The organism is Bacillus sp. V5-8f (assembly GCF_002863565.1).
Taxonomy (GTDB): Bacteria; Bacillota; Bacilli; order Bacillales; family DSM-1321; genus Peribacillus.
Map to the genome: position 1 here is coordinate 462,473 of NZ_PGUW01000004.1, position 20,340 is coordinate 482,812.

Annotated in this window: 20 protein-coding genes; 18 read left to right on the forward strand and 2 right to left on the reverse strand. The window is 41.7% G+C overall.

Translation table 11 applies throughout. The annotated features are described in order from the left end of the window. Positions 1–121 precede the first annotated feature (121 nt). The 18 genes from CUU64_RS06350 (at position 122) to CUU64_RS06435 (ending at position 18,540) form a co-directional block, all read left to right on the forward strand. A complete protein-coding gene (locus CUU64_RS06350; RefSeq protein ID WP_180954479.1) occupies positions 122–913 on the forward strand; it encodes a polysaccharide deacetylase family protein in 792 nt (263 codons plus the stop codon). Between the two features lie 93 nt (positions 914–1,006). Next, complete coding sequence (mnmH, locus tag CUU64_RS06355) at positions 1,007–2,083, forward strand: tRNA 2-selenouridine(34) synthase MnmH (protein ID WP_101632415.1); 1,077 nt, start codon at positions 1,007–1,009, stop codon at positions 2,081–2,083. 221 nt (positions 2,084–2,304) lie between these two features. After that, positions 2,305–3,072 (forward strand): dioxygenase family protein, encoded by a 768-nt coding sequence (locus CUU64_RS06360; RefSeq protein WP_101632416.1) that lies wholly within the window; start codon positions 2,305–2,307, stop codon positions 3,070–3,072. Between the two features lie 368 nt (positions 3,073–3,440). Then, positions 3,441–6,296 (forward strand): 2-oxoglutarate dehydrogenase E1 component, encoded by a 2,856-nt coding sequence (gene sucA / locus CUU64_RS06365; protein ID WP_101632417.1) that lies wholly within the window; start codon positions 3,441–3,443, stop codon positions 6,294–6,296. A gap of 1 nt (position 6,297) precedes the next feature. Next, positions 6,298–7,590 carry a 2-oxoglutarate dehydrogenase complex dihydrolipoyllysine-residue succinyltransferase gene (odhB, locus tag CUU64_RS06370; protein ID WP_101632418.1) on the forward strand — a complete coding sequence of 431 codons (1,293 nt, stop codon included), beginning with the start codon at positions 6,298–6,300 and terminating at the stop codon, positions 7,588–7,590. Positions 7,591–7,806: 216 nt separating this feature from the next. Further along, the gene (locus CUU64_RS06375; RefSeq protein WP_101632419.1) at positions 7,807–8,208 is read left to right on the forward strand and encodes a secondary thiamine-phosphate synthase enzyme YjbQ; all 402 of its coding nucleotides are present in this window, start codon (positions 7,807–7,809) and stop codon (positions 8,206–8,208) included. A 306-nt stretch (positions 8,209–8,514) separates the two neighbouring features. Next, on the forward strand, positions 8,515–8,877 hold the full coding sequence (locus tag CUU64_RS06380; protein ID WP_180954480.1) for a YwqH-like family protein: 363 nt from the start codon (positions 8,515–8,517) through the stop codon (positions 8,875–8,877). Between the two features lie 27 nt (positions 8,878–8,904). Next, the gene (locus CUU64_RS06385; protein WP_101632421.1) at positions 8,905–9,180 is read left to right on the forward strand and encodes a YwqI/YxiC family protein; all 276 of its coding nucleotides are present in this window, start codon (positions 8,905–8,907) and stop codon (positions 9,178–9,180) included. Positions 9,181–9,197: 17 nt separating this feature from the next. After that, positions 9,198–10,697: a ribonuclease YeeF family protein gene (locus CUU64_RS06390; RefSeq protein WP_180954481.1), complete on the forward strand. Its 1,500-nt coding sequence runs from the start codon at positions 9,198–9,200 to the stop codon at positions 10,695–10,697. Between the two features lie 40 nt (positions 10,698–10,737). Beyond that, the gene (locus tag CUU64_RS06395) at positions 10,738–11,067 is read left to right on the forward strand and encodes a hypothetical protein (protein ID WP_142383597.1); all 330 of its coding nucleotides are present in this window, start codon (positions 10,738–10,740) and stop codon (positions 11,065–11,067) included. A 124-nt stretch (positions 11,068–11,191) separates the two neighbouring features. Beyond that, positions 11,192–11,992, forward strand: a complete 801-nt coding sequence (locus tag CUU64_RS06400) for a hypothetical protein (protein WP_101632424.1) — start codon at positions 11,192–11,194, stop codon at positions 11,990–11,992. 298 nt (positions 11,993–12,290) lie between these two features. Next, positions 12,291–13,526: an MDR family MFS transporter gene (locus CUU64_RS06405; protein ID WP_101632425.1), complete on the forward strand. Its 1,236-nt coding sequence runs from the start codon at positions 12,291–12,293 to the stop codon at positions 13,524–13,526. 136 nt (positions 13,527–13,662) lie between these two features. Then, complete coding sequence (locus tag CUU64_RS06410) at positions 13,663–14,322, forward strand: cell wall hydrolase (protein WP_101632426.1); 660 nt, start codon at positions 13,663–13,665, stop codon at positions 14,320–14,322. A gap of 150 nt (positions 14,323–14,472) precedes the next feature. Next, positions 14,473–15,123: a PAQR family membrane homeostasis protein TrhA gene (trhA, locus tag CUU64_RS06415; protein WP_101632427.1), complete on the forward strand. Its 651-nt coding sequence runs from the start codon at positions 14,473–14,475 to the stop codon at positions 15,121–15,123. A 288-nt stretch (positions 15,124–15,411) separates the two neighbouring features. Further along, positions 15,412–16,266, forward strand: a complete 855-nt coding sequence (locus tag CUU64_RS06420) for a GRP family sugar transporter (RefSeq protein ID WP_101632428.1) — start codon at positions 15,412–15,414, stop codon at positions 16,264–16,266. Between the two features lie 12 nt (positions 16,267–16,278). After that, on the forward strand, positions 16,279–17,064 hold the full coding sequence (locus CUU64_RS06425) for a glucose-1-dehydrogenase (protein ID WP_101632429.1): 786 nt from the start codon (positions 16,279–16,281) through the stop codon (positions 17,062–17,064). Between the two features lie 107 nt (positions 17,065–17,171). Next, entirely contained in the window at positions 17,172–18,113 is a 942-nt protein-coding gene (locus CUU64_RS06430; protein WP_101632430.1) for a DMT family transporter, read from the forward strand. A gap of 106 nt (positions 18,114–18,219) precedes the next feature. Next, a complete protein-coding gene (locus CUU64_RS06435) occupies positions 18,220–18,540 on the forward strand; it encodes a hypothetical protein (protein WP_101632431.1) in 321 nt (106 codons plus the stop codon). Between the two features lie 276 nt (positions 18,541–18,816). Here the strand turns inward: CUU64_RS06435 and CUU64_RS06445 are convergent, their stop codons facing one another. Together CUU64_RS06445 and CUU64_RS06450 are read right to left on the reverse strand one after the other, a co-directional pair. Beyond that, entirely contained in the window at positions 18,817–19,071 is a 255-nt protein-coding gene (locus CUU64_RS06445) for a hypothetical protein (protein WP_101632433.1), read from the reverse strand. A 106-nt stretch (positions 19,072–19,177) separates the two neighbouring features. Next, positions 19,178–20,320 carry an AI-2E family transporter gene (locus CUU64_RS06450; RefSeq protein WP_257985440.1) on the reverse strand — a complete coding sequence of 381 codons (1,143 nt, stop codon included), beginning with the start codon at positions 20,318–20,320 and terminating at the stop codon, positions 19,178–19,180. Between the last annotated feature and the right edge of the window lie 20 nt (positions 20,321–20,340).

Sequence of the window (20,340 nt, forward strand, 5' to 3'; positions counted from 1 at the left end):
CTCCTCATTTATCAAGGGTTCGAATTACGGCTTCTTTTTCTTTACGGTACCAAGAAAACTTAATGGAATGAAACACTTTCACGAAGTTCACATTATTAATAAAAGGAAAGGGGTAGATCACGTGAAAGTGCTATTTAGTTTTCTTTTCTTCTTTTTTCTTGTGAATGATACAGCTGGGGCTCCTATGGCGAGTCATGCACCTGCAGGCCTCCGAATCAAGGAAATGGCTCGGCCGAATCCGGATGAATTTATGCAGTTTGACCCCATAAAAAGGGCAGAGCAGCAAAAAATAGCATACCTCACATTTGATGATGGCCCATCGACTAATACAAGGGCGGTTCTTGATATCCTTGACAGATACAAAATAAAAGCCACTTTTTTTGTTATGGGTCATGAAGAGCCATATGCCATGAAAGGGTACGAGGAAATCAAACGGAGGGGTCATGTTGTCGCCCTACATTGTTTTACGCATGACTATTCCGTTATTTACCGATCTAAAGATGCATATCTTAACGATTTGAACCAGCTTGAAGCGTTTCTAAAGAAAAATTTCGACCTTTCTTCAAAGCTTGTACGTTTACCTGGAGGTTCTAGAAATATTACGACGAGGCAGGCAAGCACACAACATGTAGTTCCAGGTATTATTAACGAGCTTTCTAAAAAAGGGTATGTTTACTATGACTGGAATGTCGATTCAAAGGATGGTGATAGTCCATTTGTTAGCGAGCAGGCCATTATTAGAAACGTTTTGAAAGGGACAGTAAATCAGGAACATGCAGTTATTTTGCTCCATGACATCAATAGCATGAAAAATACGGTCAAGGCTCTTCCTGAAATTATCGAGGGTTTAAAAGCCCAGGGCTTCGCGTTTGATAGTATCCATGAGTACTCGCCTCAAGTGCAATTTAAATAATACTAGCATTAACAATGTATATAAGAACCTCCCTTCTTGTTTGAATAGAAGATTAGTTTGTATAATAGAAACAACAAGAAGGAGGCACTATCATTGAAAGAACTATCTATTGATGAATTTATTGAAAAAAATGATGCAGTCGCTATTGATGTACGTTCCCCTATTGAATTTGCTGAAGGATCGATTCCGAACGCCAAGAATATTCCTTTGTTTACAAATAGGGAAAGGGAAGAAGTAGGGACGATTTATAAACAACAAGGACCGCAAGCGGCTAAATGGAGAGCCATGGAGATTGTCTCTCCAAAGATTCCCGGCCTTTTAACTGAAATCAAAAGGGTAAAGGAAAACGGAAAAGAACCGGTTCTCTATTGCTGGCGCGGGGGGAGCCGGAGCCAGTCCATGGCTACTTTTGCCGCCCTGTCGGGACTCGAAGTGCCTAGAATTGTTGGAGGGTACCGGGCTTATCGTGAAAAAATACTGGAACAGATACCTGAAATGCTCCAGAAAAAAGCGATTGTTCTACACGGGATGACGGGTGTCGGGAAAACGTTAATCCTTGAAGAATTGAAGGGAAAAGGGTACCCGGTATTAGACTTGGAGAAATACGCAAACCACCGTGGATCCGTTTTCGGCTCATTTGGACAAGGGGATCCTCATAATCAAAAAATCTTTGACGCGCTTTTGTTTGACGAATTATCCCAAATGTCACCATCGAATTATTTTATTATGGAAGCCGAGAGTAAACGAATCGGCCGGGCGACACAACCTGATGCCTTATTAACCGCGAAAGAAGAAGGAATCCACATCAGTGTTCATGCCCTAATGGAAACGCGGACAAAACGGATATATGAAGAGTACGTTTTTCCTTATAAAGAACAACCGTGGTTTAAAGAAAGAGTATGGGAAAGCATCCACAAAATCGAAAAGAAAATCCGAAACAAGGAGTCTTTGCAGAGCTTGTACGAAGCAATAGAAACAGAAAACTATGAAAAGGTTATCAATATCCTGTTTGTGGACTATTATGACCCTCAATATTCCCACAAAGAAAATTCTTATCAAGGGGAATTTTTTTATGTGAATGCCGATTCCATCGCCAGTGCTGTAGCCGAGATTGAAAAAATTATTGAAAAGATTGGATTTGCTGTACCTTCCCAGCTTAATTCACAATAATAAACAGAATATACCTCCTTTGCAGGTCAAGGGAGGTACTTTGCTTTGGAGCCGGATGTTTATTCAGGCTCGTTTTTTTTAAATATCCATCCTCTATTTCCTTAAAAAAGTATCGAAAAAACAGATTCTCTATACTGAAAAGCGTTAACTAAGTGGTTTAGTTTTCCTTTGTTCAGGAAAATAGATAGAGAAAAAAACCATTTGAAAGGACAAGTATAGATATGCTTCCATCACTGTTTTTGGCACACGGAACACCCACCCTTGCTTTAGAAAAACATGAATATGCGGAATTTCTTAAGGGCTATGCATCGGAAATCCCAGTCCCAAAAGCTATTGTGATATTATCAGCACATTGGGAAAGCAGTGAACAAACCGTTACCGCGGTGCAGAAACATGGGATCATCCATGATTTTACCGGATTTTCAGAGGAGCTTTATGACATTACATATCCTGCACCAGGCATGCTTGAATTGGCAGATGATATTCTATCTTTATTGGCCCATGCTGGTGTATTTGCTTTGTTAGATAATAGGCGTCCACTTGATCACGGGGCATGGGTCCCGCTGCATATCATGTACCCGAATGCGGATATACCAGTCATTCCTCTTTCCATTAATCCAAATCTCTCAAATAAAAGGCAATATGAGATTGGTATGGCACTGGCTGAATTAAGGAGTAAGGATGTATTAATAATTGGAAGCGGCGGAATTGTCCATAATCCAGAGGAATTCCGATTGGATATGGATGTTGCAGAGGGATGGGCTGTTTATTTCGAAGAATGGGTCGAAGAAAAAATATGCAATTGGGAATTGGATGATCTGTTTAACTATGAAGCATTAGCACCATATGCAATTTCCGCAGTACCCACTAAGGAGCACTTTACACCTCTGTTAATCGCGATGGGCGCAGGGCATGAAAATAAGGATCCCCGTTTGCTTTACCGATCTTTTGAATACGGAAATTTGAGCCTGACTGCATGGGAGTTTTGAAATAAATCAGTCAGGAGCGGTACAGTTTAACACCAATTATCAGGCAATACAGGGAAGGATATAAAAAGTAATGAAAAGCAAAGCAAATTGTGAAAAAAGTACGATTTCGTTCAATTTTCAGCCAATAATAAAAAAATGCCGTTCTTTTTCACTATTATTGCAGTTCTAAGGTTTGGATATTTCCCGGAAAACATGATAATATAGCATTTGAAAACGTTTTATGCTTTGAATTTTAATAATCTTTCAAAAAAAACACTATTTTTATATAGTAAATCGAAAATAGTTCCTGTTTTTTGGAGAATGTATTGATTTTTTTAGAGCCAAAAACGAAGATGTGAAAATTCTACGAACAGTTGGGGGTTTACGAAATGGCCAACAAGGATGCTAGCGCATATGACCCATGGAAAGTTTTTTCTGGTCCAAACCTTGGCTACGTCATGGAGCAATACGATTTATTTCAAACAAATCCGGATGAAGTAGATCCGGAGCTAAAAACTTTTTTTGAAACCTACGGCCCTCCATCCGAGGAGATCGTAGCTGGGACAGTGAGCGCTCAAATCCCGGTACAGCAACCGGTCTCTTCATCTGGTTCGCTCCCGATGAAGAAAATCATGTCGGCTGTAAAGCTTGCTGAAAATATCCGTACATATGGGCACCTTGCTGCTGATATTTATCCGTTAAATGAGATTGAGCTTGATCATGAACTTCTTCATCTTGATAATTACGGGTTAACTGCCGAGGATTTAAAGGGGATACCGGCTGACCTGATTTGTGATGCTGCGCCATCGAACGTGAAAAACGGCTATGAAGCAATCCAATACTTAAAAGAGCTTTATACCAAAACGATTGCTTTTGAATTTTCTCAGGTAAATGACCCTGAGGAAAGGAAATGGCTGAATAACATGGTTGAGTCTGGGGAGATTTTCCCTGAGATTTCTAAAGAAAAGAAAAACCTGCTTTTAAAGAGGTTGAATGAGGTAGAGGGCTTTGAGAAGTTCCTTCACCGTACATATGTAGGCCAAAAGCGGTTCTCAATTGAAGGACTGGATTCCCTTGTTCCGGTTCTTGATGAAATCATTTCAGAAACCGTCCAAAATGGGACTCCAAATGTTAACATTGCCATGGCACACCGCGGCCGTTTGAATGTGCTTGCTCACGTGCTTGGTAAACCCTATGAAATCATCTTTTCCGAATTCCAGCATTCGCCAAACAAAGACCTGGTTCCTTCTGAAGGTTCCGTCGGGATTAACTATGGCTGGACTGGAGACGTAAAATACCATTTAGGCCTTGATAAACAAATTACGAAAGAAAATACACAAAAAGCCAGGCTGACACTTGCTAACAATCCAAGCCATTTGGAGGTTGTCGGACCTGTAGTGGAAGGTTATACACGGGCCGCGCAAGATAACAGAACAAAGTCAGGTTTCCCTGAAACCGATATCGAAAAGTCGCTTGCTATACTTGTTCACGGGGATGCAGCATTCCCTGGTGAAGGTATTGTTCCCGAAACCATTAATTTAAGCCGGTTGAGAGGCTATCAAATTGGCGGGGCCATCCACATCATTGCAAACAATATGATTGGCTTTACGACTGAAAGCGAGGATTCTCGCTCTACAAAATACGCAAGCGATCCGGCAAAAGGCTTTGAAGTCCCAATCGTGCATGTGAATGCAGATGATATCGAGGCATGCCTTGCTGCAGCCTCCCTTGCACATAAGTACCGTACGAAGTTCAAGAAGGACTTCCTGATTGACTTGATCGGATACAGGCGTTTTGGTCATAACGAAATGGATGAACCGCTTGTTACACAGCCGCAGATGTATACTTTGATTCACAAGCATCCAACTGCTAAAGAAATTTATGCAAATCAACTGCTTAAGTCTGGGAATGCCACCCAGGAAGAAATCGCTCAGGTTGAAGAGCAAGTGGAGGCAAAGCTTAAAAAAGCCTATGATCGAGTATATGGAAACAAACCGGAGGAACCAGAGGAATTAAATCCGCCTGAGACCGTAGAGCATGGTTTGCCAAAGCTTGACACTTCTGTATCTGAAGAAGAATTGAAAGCGATTAATGAAGGTCTGTTGAAATGGCCTGAAGGATTTAAGGCGAACAAAAAGCTCGGCCGCATCCTGTCAAGGCGCCTAGATTCATTTGGTGAAAATGGCAAGATTGATTGGGCCCATGCAGAATCTTTGGCTTTTGCGACTATATTAAAAGATGGAACACCGATCCGATTGACTGGACAAGATTCAGAGCGTGGAACATTTGCCCAGCGTAACATTGTCCTTCATGACAGTGAAACCGGGAAGACGTTTTCCCCGCTGCATACATTAGATGGGGTAAAAGCATCCTTTGCTGTACACAATAGCCCGTTAACGGAAACAGCGGTACTTGCTTTTGAATACGGTTATAATGTTTTTGCTCCTGAAACGCTTGTACTTTGGGAAGCGCAGTTTGGAGACTTTGCAAATACTGCCCAGGTCATTTTTGATCAGTTCATCGCAGCCGGTCGTGCAAAATGGGGACAAAAGTCCGGGCTTGTTATGCTACTTCCTCATGGTTATGAAGGGCAGGGGCCCGAACACTCCAGTGCCCGCCTTGAAAGGTACTTATCATTGGCTGCTGAGAATAACTGGACTGTGGCAAACTTAAGTTCTGCTGCCCAGTATTTCCATCTGCTAAGAAGGCAGGCGGGAATTCTTGAACTGGAGGAAGTGCGCCCGCTTGTTATCATGACACCAAAAAGTATGCTTAGAAACCAAACAATGGCATCACAAATATCGGAATTCAGTGAAGGTGTATTCCGACCAGTCGTCGAAACTCCAAGCGGCAATCCGGAAATGGTGGAGCGGGTCGTATTCTGCACAGGCAAGATTGCAGTGGAATTACGGGAATTAGCAGCTTCCCAGGAAGGTTTAGAGTGGCTGAAAATAATTAGTATCGAGGAAATTTATCCGTTCCCGTTCAAAGAGATTTGTAATCTTCTCAGTCAATATCCAAATCTCAAAGAATTGTTCTGGCTTCAGGAAGAACCGAAAAACATGGGGGCATGGAGCTATATTGAACCAAGGATCAATGCTGCTGCACCAGCCGGCCTTTCTGTGTCCTATATCGGCCGCAAGCGCAGATCAAGTCCTGCAGAGGGTGATCCGCTGGCCCATAAAAAGAAACAGCAGAAAATAATGAGGGAAGCAATCACGCGTACTGTAGAGGGGGAAAAGTAAGATGGCTGAAGTCAAAGTGCCAGAATTAGCGGAATCCATTTCGGAAGGAACAGTTGCCCAATGGCTAAAACAACCGGGGGACCACGTAGAAAAAGGTGACTATATCGTTGAGCTTGAAACTGATAAAGTAAACGTTGAAATCATTTCTGAACACGCAGGAACGATTCAGGAACTTCTTGCTGATGAAGGCGATACCGTCCAAGTTGGACAGGCAATCGCAATTGTTGATGAAAGCGGTACAGCCGGAGGATCATCTTCGGCAGCGGCTGAAGCTCCTAAGGCAGAAGCCCAAGCCCCGGCAGCAGCACCTGAAGCAGCAAAGGCTGCCCCGGCAGCTGAAAGCGCACCTGAACAGCCGGTGACGAAAGATGAGTCTAGTGCCGTAAATGGCCAAAGAACTATTGCATCACCAGCAGCCCGAAAGCTAGCTCGGGAAAAAGGAATCGATTTGACTCAGGTTCCTGTAACGGATCCGCTTGGCAGAGTTCGTGTCCAGGACGTTGAAGCAGCAGGAAAAGCTCCTGTAAAAACGGCTGCACCGGCTCCTGCAGCACAGACAAAGCCTGCTCCGGCTGTGCAACTACAGAATGATGAACGAGTAGAAGTTATTAAAATGTCGCGCCGCCGCCAAACCATTGCGAAGCGATTGGTGGAGGTGCAGCAAACGGCAGCAATGCTGACAACATTTAATGAAGTAGATATGACTGCGATCATGGAGCTGCGCAACCGCCGCAAGGATGCATTCTTCAAGCAGCATGATGTGAAGCTCGGTTTTATGTCTTTCTTCACCAAAGCTGTAATTGGGGCGCTTAAGAAGTACCCACTGTTAAATGCCGAAATTCAGGGCAATGAAATCATTAAGAAAAACTTCTACGATATCGGTGTTGCTGTCTCAACTGATGAAGGACTGGTTGTACCGGTTGTCAGGGATGCGGACCGAAAAGGCTTTGCCGACATTGAAAGCTCTATTGCTGATTTGGCTGTTAAAGCCCGGAACAATAAACTGGCGCTTTCCGACCTTCAAGGCGGTACATTTACCATTACAAATGGCGGTACTTTCGGTTCCCTGCTTTCAACGCCAATTCTGAACGCTCCACAGGTCGGAATTCTGGGAATGCACAAAATCCAGGTAAGACCGGTTGCGATTGATAAGGATCGTATGGAAAACAGACCAATGATGTATCTTGCATTATCTTATGACCACCGCATCGTTGACGGTAAGGAAGCGGTTGGTTTCCTCGTAACAGTGAAAGAATTGCTGGAAGATCCTGAACAATTATTATTGGAAGGCTGATTAATTTTTATAGGTTGCCCGCCCCCTGTCTGTCCTCAGACAGGGGTTTTCTTGCAAGTATGGGGAGCGACTTGCAGAAGTTTGTGTGTTTTGAACGAATTATGGATATATTTGGAAATAATATGTGGAAGTTTGGACAGATTGCCATGAATTTTGAACAGATTAAACTGAAAATTTAATAAAACAGTTCTCACCCAAAAGCAGGAGGCGGAAGAAATGTTAAAAAAGATTAACCTAGAGACGGCAAAGCGTGATGATATGATAGAAGTTACTGGGGACGTACAAAAATTTATTTCCGAAGCCGGACTTGAGTCCGGCACCGCTTTAGTTTATTGTCCTCATACGACAGCAGGAATTACAATCAATGAGAATGCAGATCCCGATGTTAAACAGGATATGCTGCGTAGATTTGACGAAATATATCCGTGGAGTCAGACTCTTGACTTACATGATGAAGGGAACACCGCTGCCCATATGAAGGCAAGCACTGTAGGTTCTTCCCAGCAAATAATCATCCATCAGGGGAAATTAGTGCTTGGCACCTGGCAAGGCATCTATTTCTGCGAGTTTGACGGTCCCCGCAACAGGCATTTTTTCGTCAAACTAATGGAGGGTTAATTTTTGAGAGGTAAGCAACCATAGCTTACCTTCTTTTTTGTATAGAGGTTTCTTAAACAAAGGAATTGGGTAACGGATTGTTGAGGAATAAATTGGAAAGTGTGCAGATTTGTTACATAGTGTTACAAGTGAGGAAGAAAAAGCCTTTATAGGTCAATTGACCCTTTTTTTAAAGGGAAAATAAACCATTAATCCCATATATGGCAATTTTTTTACATGATATATTATAAAATGACTATAATTTTGCAAATAATCAAATCTATATTCTCTTGTGTAAAGCCATTTTAGGAAGAGGTGCTATACATATTGTTCGCTTATTTATATGAAAGGTTAAGAGAAAAACAGGAACACCTCGTACGCTTGAAGACCTGTAAAACTAAATTGGAAGGAAGCCAGGATGAATTCATGAGCTATGAGAGAATGTCCAGGGAGCCGGCGCTTACAGTTGAGACATGGCATGGCAAATGGGCAACTGAGTTTGAGGACATTCGAAACAATGGAATCCTTATGCAATATAAACAACTTGCATACCAACAGTTAAACAATTCTATAACTGCTGTAGAAGCCGCTATTGTAGATACAAAGCTTGAAATTGAAAACATTAAAAACCAAATTGAGGCTGCGGAGGATCGGGAACGGCGGAAACGGGAAAAAGCAAGACAACAATAATAAAGCGTATAAAGGATAGTGAAAAAATTGAGTGAAATTAAACTAAGATCGAGTGACATTAAGGCAGCGTTAAAGGAAATGAATTCCGCTGCCCAGGCACTGGAAACCAGTTATCCTTCCGATATTGCATCTCGCAATCAGCTGGAAATCGTCAATAGAATGAATGAAATAAACACCAGTATGCAGCAGGCTTTAGAAACTTATAAAAAATTACTCCTTGCAAATGTTGATTCCACAATGAAATCGACCGAATGGCTGGAACATGTGGATGCCGAGGTTGCAAGAGCCATTAAAATCAGATAGATCGGGGGATATTCGCCGTGAAAGTCTTGGACGTTAGCGGGCTGGAAAATGGGATAAAGGAAATAGAAAAAATTCTCAAGTCACAGAAAGAACAAGCGGAAGGCATAGAAAAGGCCATCAATGATTTCAACGGGCTGGCCAACTCTTTTTCCGGGAAAGGAGGCAACGCCATCAGGGCCTTTTATGAAGAGTGCCATCTGCCCTTCATCCAATCCTTTCACAACTTTCTTGGCTATTATAGTGAAGCAATCGAAACAATGAAAAAGGAATTGAATGACTTTGAGCCGGTAAACAGCGGATTCATTTCCCAAAGCTTCCTGGAACACGACATCGACCCGGCATTGAACCGATTGAAAAACACTGTATCAGAGATGACCGTTGAAGCGAACGGATACATTGCAGAAGTCAGCGATATTGCCTATATTCCACGTATTGAAGACCATTCATTCCAGGGAATGGTACAAAGCGGCCAAAAGAAAATGGATGAGACAATCGAGAAATTGAATGAATTTGATAAGGACAACGTGTCTGCACTTGGTATTCTGGAAAAAGACGCGCAAAACCTGAAAAGCTATATGAGTAAAATAGAATCACTGTTTCAATCAGGGGGTCTAAGCATTTCAACATACAAGAGCGGGCAGATGGAAAAGTATGAAGAGTACAACAAGGTGACTGCCGATCTGACAAGGGACATGTGGAGTGACCTTACGAACCCTTTTGGGCAGGTGAATGACAGGTTAAGCTGGGCCGATGCGGCTTTTATCAGTACGCACGGATTGTCTTTATTTGGATCAACCATCATGGCAAAAACAATGGAATTCAAATACGTGGGCGGGAAACCGAATGTAAGGCAAATGCTAAAAGGTGATTTTCGATTCAGCGTGAGAGCATCTGATTCATGGACCAGCAGGGGGAATTACAGTTCTTATTTCGCCAGGAAATTCAAAAACTTTCAAGCTTCCTCACCAACTAGCTGGATCGGTAAATTCGTTCACAGGCACGCAGCCACATACCGGACGCCTTCTGATTTTATCAAGTATTTGGCCGGTTATCCGAAGAACATGAATGGCATCATGAGGGGAACAGATTTATATAAGAGTTATTTCAATAGAATCGAATCAGGCTCTAAGGAAATTTTAAAGTCTGTTGCAAAAGCAAAAGGATTTACTAATACAGCAAAGCGGATTCCAATTGTGGGAACGGCGATTTCTTATGTATCAAATTTAGGTGAACTGGTTTCACAGGAAAATAAAGATAAAACACTTATGGAAAAAGCTGGTCGTACTATATTCGGTATTGGAGCTGATACTTTTTCTGTAGCTGCTGGTGCGAAAGGTGGCGCCGTGGTGGGGGCACTTATAGGAGGTCCGCCAGGTGCCATTATCGGAGGGGCTGTTGGAGCGGTTGGAGGTGCTTTTGTCGGAGCTGCCGCTGGCGACAAAATAAAAGACTTGGGTGAAAAAGCGTTTGGAGGACTGGAGAAAGGTTTCAAATCTATAAAGAAATGGTTTAAGTAATATAAAAAAATAGTCTGACTAAAAGAGACTATACTTAATATTGGGAGAAAAAATGGGTAATGATTTTGTACTATATATAAAATATATTGGGATTGTATTAATGTGTACTCAACTAGGTTACGCTAGTGCAATTTTGGTGTTAGGGAAAACGATGCTTGAGTATTATGAATGGGGTTACTTCAAAAAAACCGAAAATTTGTTTCAACGATTAACAAATATTTTTTTAGATGTTACAGCAGGATCCGGTTACTATATTTATAAGGCATTATTACGCTTTCCCTGGATTGTGAGAAAACTTTTATTTTTACTCATTTATGGGATTGCCATATTTGTAGGAATGGTTGTTGTTGCATTTTTAACTACAAGATAGTCACAATTATAAAAAATTAGTAAGGTTTCCCGGGAGTTTAAGAAAATTATTTTTTGCTTTAATTAACATTGGGGCAGTAGCTAGAATGTGAATTAATGACTTAGATGGGAAGGGTGATGCATTTATGAAATTCCTGACTGCATGTACGACAGCAGAGCTTGCGGCAATGGTGTCCATTAATGGCTATCCAGGTGTAGCAAAGGGCATTGCTGAGGCCGGGCTTGGAGAAAGAAGCGCCAAGGAATGGGAAGCCATTATGGAGGTTACTGCCCATCAATTAATACTTAAGCAAATATGGGATGAGGAAAAGGATGAAAGGGATGGGAACCCGTTTACTCCTGAGCTGCAGGAATTTATTAAGAATTATGTAGAATCAAAATGGATGGTACGTTGTACAAATATCCCGAAAAAATCCGTATTGATGATCCACCACATGAACGACGATACCTGGTTAAGCCATATTATTTATAAAGACTTTCTTCATGAGTTCTCATACATAAAATCTGAGGACATTCTCGATTACATAAAAGAATTTTATTTATTCCAGCCAGTTTCACCCGGTATCGAAGCGGAATTTAGATTGACTGATGACCTTTTTGATATGCTAAGCGAAAAGAAGAAGCTTAAAAAAGTCATGAAGTTATCATCGTTTTCATATGAAGAAGAAGAAAGTTTTAACAGTTTTATAGACGACCTGGATCAGCAGCAATGGTCCCTATATAACATTTCGTATTTTAATATTCCCCATTATGAAAAAGAACCGTTCCTGGAGAATATCGTATTCTTCCTGCCAGGCCCAAACGGCATCTGGCTTGTAGAGTACACGGACCATGAAACCAAGCCGGTTCATATACGCCTCGCTTCCAGTGAGGAGTGGAATGATCTTTTGGCCGGTGTCGGCACTGTGGCTTCGTATGCAAACTAGTAGAATAGAAAATGGTGGCATGAAAATTTCATGCTTCTTTTTTTTCAATGAGTACTCATTTGCTAAAACTAAATTTTGTTGCATGGGTTATGAGATTTTAGTATCTTTTGAAGAGTTTTATATTTATTGAAATTGAGCGACTCAAATTAGCTTTTTGTATTAATATTTAAAATACTCACTATAAATAGTTCCTTTTTTTCCGATTTCTATTGACGGTCCTTTAGCCAAAGGTCTAAAATCAGAAAACAATACATATTGCGCCAACTTGACATTGTGGCTGTAAAAGAGGTTTTAGACTATGAGAAAAATACTGACAGATGTAGGTCCGGTAGGATGGAATATTATTATCGGAACCATGTTTGGCCGGATGGCCACCTCGATGAGCATGCCTTTTCTGGCGATTTATTTAACGAAATCCATGAATGTAACCCCGGCGATGACTGGTGCGATTGTTGCTGTCAGTTCCCTTGTCGGCGTGCTGGCAAGCTTTCTGGGAGGTTATTTATCAGACCGGTTTGGCAGGAAAAGGGTCCTCATCTTATCAATTTTTGCCTGGGCTTTTGTTTTTGCCGGGTTTGGTTTTTCAAAGACCGTAGCTGCTTTCTTTATTATGAACTCCTTAAATGGCCTTTGCAGAGCCCTGTTTGAACCTGCGTCAAGAGCGTTGCTGTCCGATATCACCGATCCGAAAAAAAGGCTGCTCATCTTCAACCTGCGTTATTTTGCAATCAATGTCGGGGTAACCTTCGGGCCGCTGCTGGGTTTGAAACTGGGTTCTGCAGACTCAACGGCCACATTTTTTGCTGCCGGTATCATTTATGCTTTATACGGTGTAACCCTGGTGCTTGCATTGACAAGTTATCAAGAGAAGGTTGCTGCCGCCTCCAATACGATCACTTTCACGGAAGCCGCAGGAGTAATAAAACAGGATAAAATTTTTACTATGGCACTGCTCGGTTTGATTCTGGCAATCATCGGATTTTCACAATTCAATTCCACGTTGCCGCAGTATTTCTCTTCTTCGGATGCTTTTGAAGATGGAGTTGCCATCTTTTCATACCTGCTGACGCTAAATGCCATTATTGTAGTCATATTGCAATATCCAATCGTTACTCTAAGCAAAAGGTTCCCTTCCGTTCTTTCCATTGGAGCAGGTAATTTGATTATTTCATTGTCGCTTTTGGGATTCGCTTTTGCAAAGAGCATTCCTGTCTTAATCGCGGTTATTTTATGCTTTACAATTGGTGAGATCCTGATGTTTTCGATGACGGATATTTTCATTGATGATTTGGCGGATTCGGATATGAAGGGAACCTATTTTGGAGCCATGGGCTTTAGCAATCTTGGAAATGTGATTGGGCCTTGGTTTGGCGGTGCTTTGCTCGGGCACTTTGGCGCTGGCCAGCCCCTGTATTTATTTGGGGGACTTGGTGTTACAGCCATCGTGGGAGTCCCGATATTTCTGATTGTCTATATCCAGCTGAAAAAAAGGAAAACCAGTGAATTATCCCATCATATCGAGGTTTCCAGGTAAAAGATGGGTAAGCTGCTGCGTCATGGTTGATCATCCAATACAAAAACTTCCTTAGCTTCCTTGGTAAATATTTTGCACTGATAATATGGGTCAATTCTGTTATCCTTGTCACGTATTTACCAAGGAGGTTACCTGCATGAATCATAAAAAAGTATTATCATTCATTCTGGCTCTTTGTGTCACTACACTTGGATTCAGTTTTGGACAAGGGGAAAAGGAAAACGCCGCTTCTCCTGTTAGCCATAAAGATAGAAATTACCTTTATAAAGCAAAAAAGCCTTTCTTACCAACAGGGGAAAAGCATGTTGTAAAAAAGGGTGAAACGATCTCAGATGTAGCTAAAATGCACGGAGTTCCGATTGATAGGCTAAAGAAGGTTAATGATAGTGAACGGGATGGTGTAAAACCGGGAGAAGCTTTACAGATACCAAAGTCGCCGCTAAAACCTTCTGATAAAGAATTATTGGCAAGGCTTGTGCACGCTGAGGCAAAAGGAGAGCCATACAAAGGTAAGGTCGCCGTAGCCACGGTCGTGTTAAATCGTATCAAAAGTGAGCAGTTTCCGGATACCGTCCGGGACGTGATTTACCAGAAAAACCAGTTTGAGCCTGTGGCAAATGGCAGTATTAATAAGCCAGCGGGGAAAGAAGCGAAAAAGGCGGTTAATGAAGCGATTGCTATTCAGGGTAAAACGGAAAAAGCATTATATTTCTATAATCCAAGTATTTCTGACAGTCAATGGATGAGGCAGCTGACAGTTATCAAGGTTATAGGCAACCATCATTTTGCCATATAAAGTAAACCGGCCGCATGTTATGTTATCTTCTGCAGGCCGGTTTTTTCTTTTGTTGAAATAATATCTCTTTAAAGTGATACAGGGATAAGATATAATGATTTAAACTAACTTGTATTTTCTGCCCGATTTGGAAAATAAGGAGATGACATTTTGGCCGATACCCATGTTTATACAAAAAAAGAGGAAATCGTCAACGCCATTACACATGGTATTGGTGTGTTGTTAAGCATCGCCGCGCTAGTATTCCTAGTTTTATTTTCGGTAAAACAAGGAACTGCATGGCATATTACGGCTTCGTCCATTTATGGAGCTACAATGGTTGTTTTGTTTGCAGCTTCGACATTGGTTCATAGCTTTCCACCCGGAAAAGCCAAGGATGTTTTTGAAATTTTCGACCATTCCGCCATATACTTTTTCATAGCTGGTACATACACACCGTTTACGCTTATTGTTATAAAGGGTGCCCTTGGATGGTCACTATTGGGAATTGTATGGGGTATAGCTCTTGTTGGGATTGTTTTTAAGGCATTTTTTGTGAAAAGATTCTTATTCCTATCCACGATTTTGTATATTGCGATGGGGTGGCTGATTGTGATTGCTTGGAATCCGTTAACGGAAACTTTGCCGCCAGCCGGAATGCAGCTGCTGGTTGTAGGAGGGCTTCTATACACGGTTGGGGCCGTGTTTTATGTGTGGCGCGGATTTCCCTTTCATCATGCTGTCTGGCATATATTTGTGCTCGGTGGTACAGCCGCCCACTTTTTTGCGGTTCTATACTATGTCATCCCGATTACTTTATAAAAAACCTATCCAAACGGATAGGTTTTTTTCTTGGCGGAAAGAGAATGAACGGTAACATTATGTAATATTTAAGGCATCCATTTTCTATGATATGTCCATCACTGTTTCTTGATTGAATAATCCTGTATGAGTATACCTTTTCAGAAAATTCGATCATGTTTTTGCGTAATGAAAAGGGGAATAAGTATGTAAGCCAGTTAGCTGAAATGTAGGCAACAAAAATCAACTGCTATTTCAAGCCAAATGTAGTGGGGCTGGTACAAACATCTAAGAAAGTGGGATAGCATCATGGATGGAATTTTTTACGCGCTGCTTCCGGCAATTTTCTGGGGAAGCATCGTTTTGGTCAGTGTCAAACTGGGAGGCAATGCGTACAGCCAGACATTGGGAATCACCCTTGGCGCACTGCTTTTTTCTTTTATTATGTATATTATTAAGACTCCTCATATGGATATGCTAGTTTGGGTAGTCGGAATCATTTCCGGAATTTCTTGGGCTGTCGGACAGCTCTATCAACTAAACAGTGTTAAGTATATGGGTGTATCAAAAACCGTCCCAATTTCCACAGGGATGCAGCTTTTGGGGACCACTTTGGTTGGAGTTGTAGTTTTTAAGGAGTGGACCACGCAGACAACAATCACCATAGGAGTGATTGCACTTGCGTGTATCATTGCAGGAGTTATTTTAACCGGGTTAGGCAAAAAAGAAGGAAGCGGAAAACAGGAGAATCTGAAGAAAGGGTTATTGGTGCTTGCCATTTCTTCCCTTGGTTTCCTTGGTTATGTAGTCATTGTTAGATGGTTCAACATAGAAGGGTGGGCTGCCATACTACCCCAGTCGATTGGGATGCTTTCAGGTGCTATTTTCCTATCACTAAGGCATAAACCTTTTACAAAATATGCTGTCCGGAATATATTGACCGGAATTATGTGGGCGGTTGGAAACATTGGCCTGCTTCTGGCAAACCCCAAGGTTGGAGTAGCGATCGCTTTTTCACTATCACAAATGGGTATTGTGATATCCACCCTGGGAGGAATTTTTCTATTGGGTGAAAAGAAATCCAGGAAGCAACTAGCATATGTAATCATTGGCTGCTCGCTTGTTATAACAGGCGGAGTTATGCTAGGCATCACAAAAAAATAAGGAGTGGTTAACATGTACAAGGACTTAGAAAATAAAGTTGTGGTTATTACCGGTGCAGCTAAAGGATTAGGCAGGGCAATGGCGGAACGGTTTGGCGAGGAAAAGGCAAAGGTGGTTGTGAATTATCATTCAGACAGCCATGAAGTGGAAGAACTTATTGAAAGGATAAAAGCCTCTGGTGGGGATGCAGTTGCCATAAAGGGTGACGTTTCAAAGGAAGATGATGTAAAAAAGATCATTTCATTTGCGGCTGAAACTTTTGGCTCATTGGATATCATGGTCAATAATGCGGGAATTGAAAATGAAGTGCCGAGTGAACAGCTTTCATTGGAAGATTGGAATAAAGTCATTGATGTGAATTTAACAGGTGTGTTTTTGGGTAGCAGGGAAGCTATTGTGTATATGCTCGAACATGATATAAAAGGGAGCATCATTAATATGTCATCTGTTCATGATAGGATTCCATGGCCCCATTTTGCCCATTACGCGGCAAGCAAAGGCGGTGTTAAAATGCTGACTGAAACGCTTGCGCTTGAATATGCACCAAAACAAATCCGCGTGAACAACATTTCGCCTGGAGCGATTGACACCCCGATTAATGCGGAAAAATTTGCTGATCCCGAAGCGAAAAAAGAAGTGGAGGCTTTAATTCCAATGGGTTATATCGGCAAACCTGAAGAGATTGCTGCATGTGCGGTTTGGCTGGCTTCCAAGGAGTCTAGTTATGTCACAGGATTAACACTTTATGCAGATGGTGGAATGACTAAGTACCCCGGCTTTCAGGCAGGTAAGGGTTGAGTAGACAAGGGAGTGATTTTCACTCCCTTATTTTTATACCGACAAAATATACCAAAAAGAGTATAATAGTAATTATTGGTTAAAGTTTTAAACAAAGAGGGGTAATTATGAGTCGGTATAAAGGATACATAATGGTGATTATTGCAGCTTCGTTATGGGGAATCTCCGGAACAGCCGCCCAGCACTTATTTCAGCAATCCAATGTGGAAATGGGGTGGCTTGTTACAGTCAGGCTGCTCGCTTCAGGAATGCTTTTTTTGCTGTTTGCCCTATTAGGCGGCAAGAAGCAGGCAGTATGGAATGTTTGGAAAGGAAAATATTCCATCTTTCACTTTGTCCTTTTTGGTTTATTTGGAATGCTTGGGGTGCAGTTCACCTATTTTGCGGCTATTGAAGCCGGTAACGCAGCAGTTGCAACTTTGCTCCAATATGCAGCACCGATAATTATTATGGGTTACTATTTGCTAAAGCTCCGCAAATTTCCAAATCGTTTTGAAATCATTGCGGTGTTCTTAACGCTTATGGGAACATTTATGCTTTTGACAGATGGATCGCCAGAAACGCTTGCCGTATCTAAAACTGGGTTATTTTGGGGGATATTATCTGCATTCGCGTTGGCTTTTTATACGCTTTATTCAGACAAATTAGTTAGGGAATTCGATTCAATTATTGTTGTGGGATGGGGAATGATGATTGGAGGCCTGGTGTTATGTCTAGTATATTCTCCTTTTTCTCAGGCATTTGAGTCATTGGATTTTTATGCTGTAATATTGATTTTATTTGTCATTATATTCGGTACATTGATACCGTTTTATTTATTTATTGATAGCATGCGGTATATTACTCCGAAGGAAAGCAGTCTTCTTTCGTGTACAGAGCCTTTATCATCAGTCATTACATCGGTCTTTTGGCTGGGCGTTTCTTTCGGCATGTACCAGGCTCTAGGCGCAATCGGGATTATCTCTATGGTCATTCTCCTAACATTAAGCCCAAAACAGGTTGAAAGTGGCACTGTACCAGTGGACGAAATGGACACCAGATTTTCATGACATCCAAATGCCTAAATTTCATTTTTCATGATGATTGCCTACTCAACATCTGCCTTATAGACATATTACTATAGGGAAAGAACACTTCACCATGAGGAGGAATATTATGAATAACGAACTTCAAATAGCAGATGATATGAGGATACGTCCGTTTGGCTTTGGACGGTGGGGCTTTGGTAGACCATGGGGCTTCGGCCGCTGGGGCTTTGGCCGTCCGTGGGGAGGTTATGGATTTGGAGGGCCTTGGGGCTTCGGATTAGGCTTTCCTTTCTTTGGAGGTTTATTGGGAGGACTTGCAGCGGGTACTTTACTTGGCGGCTTGGGCGGATACGGATATGGTTATCCAGGCTATGGGTATGGCTATGGCTACGGATACCCTGGCTATGGATATGGGTATGGCTATCCGTTTTACGGCGGCTTCATCTAAGAAAGACGACTATCGGGCAGGCATACTGCCCGTTTTTATGTCCAGTCAATTAATCGCACCAGTCCCCTTAAAGCCCACCACAATAACCGAAATGGAAGAACGATCAATTCTGGTACATAGAAAAATAAATCGGCAAAAAAATCAGTCCATGAATACCTAGCTTGATTTCGTGATTTTCGTTTTTGCAGATATTTCTTTCTGCGTTCTTTAAATGGCATAGATACACTCCTTATAAACTGAGGTATTTTTTCCATCGGTTATGGGCAAGCATGTTTGTCAATGGCATGGCCCTTCATTAAAGAGCCTGTTTTTTTCATATAAGTTATGGAAGATTCTAAAGTGGAAGGCAAAATCATCGAATAGGTTCCTTTCATTTTCGGCAAAGCTGTAATTATCTAAAAAGGACTCGAGGATCCTGCTATTTTCTATTTTATCAAACAAACCGGAGACATAGAATTGATAGTTGAATTTTTCATAGAGAAATTCGTATCCACTGTTTTCAAATATATCTTTCACCACACCTGCATCCAATTAAATTCCTCCTTTTGGTGCATATTATTCCAGGGAAAAACGAATCTTAAACAACAGTGATAAAAATCAGGCAAAAAAATACCCGCCAACAGGCGGGAATTGATCATCATTGGGAAAGGGTATCATCATATTTTCTTAGCCTGATAAAACGGTACGTATTAAGGACGATTGCCTTTGAAACGGCATACGTCGGGACAGCCAGCAGCAGGCCGACAACACCGGCAAGACTTCCAGCCACCATTAATAACAGGATAATGGTTAATGGATGAACGTCCAGCTGCCTTCCCATAACCTGTGGAGAAATGAGATTGCTTTCAATCTGTTGGACAATTAGTACAACCAGTACAACCCAAAGGGCCATCATTGGTGAATCGATGAAACCAACGATGACTGCCGGAATAAGACCGATAAATGGCCCTACAAAAGGAATCACATTCGTAAGCATCGAGACGATGGCCAATATTAGCGGGTACTCCAGGCCAATGATCAAATAGCCTATATAAATGAATATTCCCACGAAGACGCTGACAAGAATTTGCCCCTGGATATAGGAGCTTAATGCCTCATCCATGTCTTTTAATACCCTGCGCCCCTCATCTTTATGTTGGTCAGGCACCAGCTTAAGGATTTGATCAGGAAGCCTGTCGCCATCCTTCAGCATATAAAACAGGACAAAAGGAATCAGGACAATGAGAACTAGTATGCTTGTCAGAGTAGAAAGGAAACCAACAGCTTTCGCACCTAAATTGGAAACGAATCCGTTGATGTTTTCTGTAACCTTGTCGGACAGGTTTTCAAAAGAAAAATGTTCGTTTTTCTGAAACCGGTTCACGTACTCATTGTCATTTAAATCAATTACAGTTTCCCTGACTTTTGTAATGTAGGTTGGCGTATTTTCAATCAGGCTGCTGAACTGCTTCTGAAGCGGAGGCCCGACGACAAACACGAGTGAGACGATTAAGCCGATTGCGATCAAATAGATCATTAAGATCGAAAGCACCCGGGGAATAAATCTCGACAATAAATTCACGAGAGGACGTAGCAAATAATAAAGCACACCCGATAGAACGATCGGGGTAAACAAGGTAGTCACCATAACGGCAATTGGCGTAAAAATGAAATTAACTTTTGCGGAAAGTAAAACGATCAGCAAAATAATGATAATTCCATAGCCGAGCCGGAACATTTTCGTTTGCGGCACAATATCAACTCCAATACGGTTTACAGCATAAAACACTGTTTCAATCATACATTATCCATCATAAATTG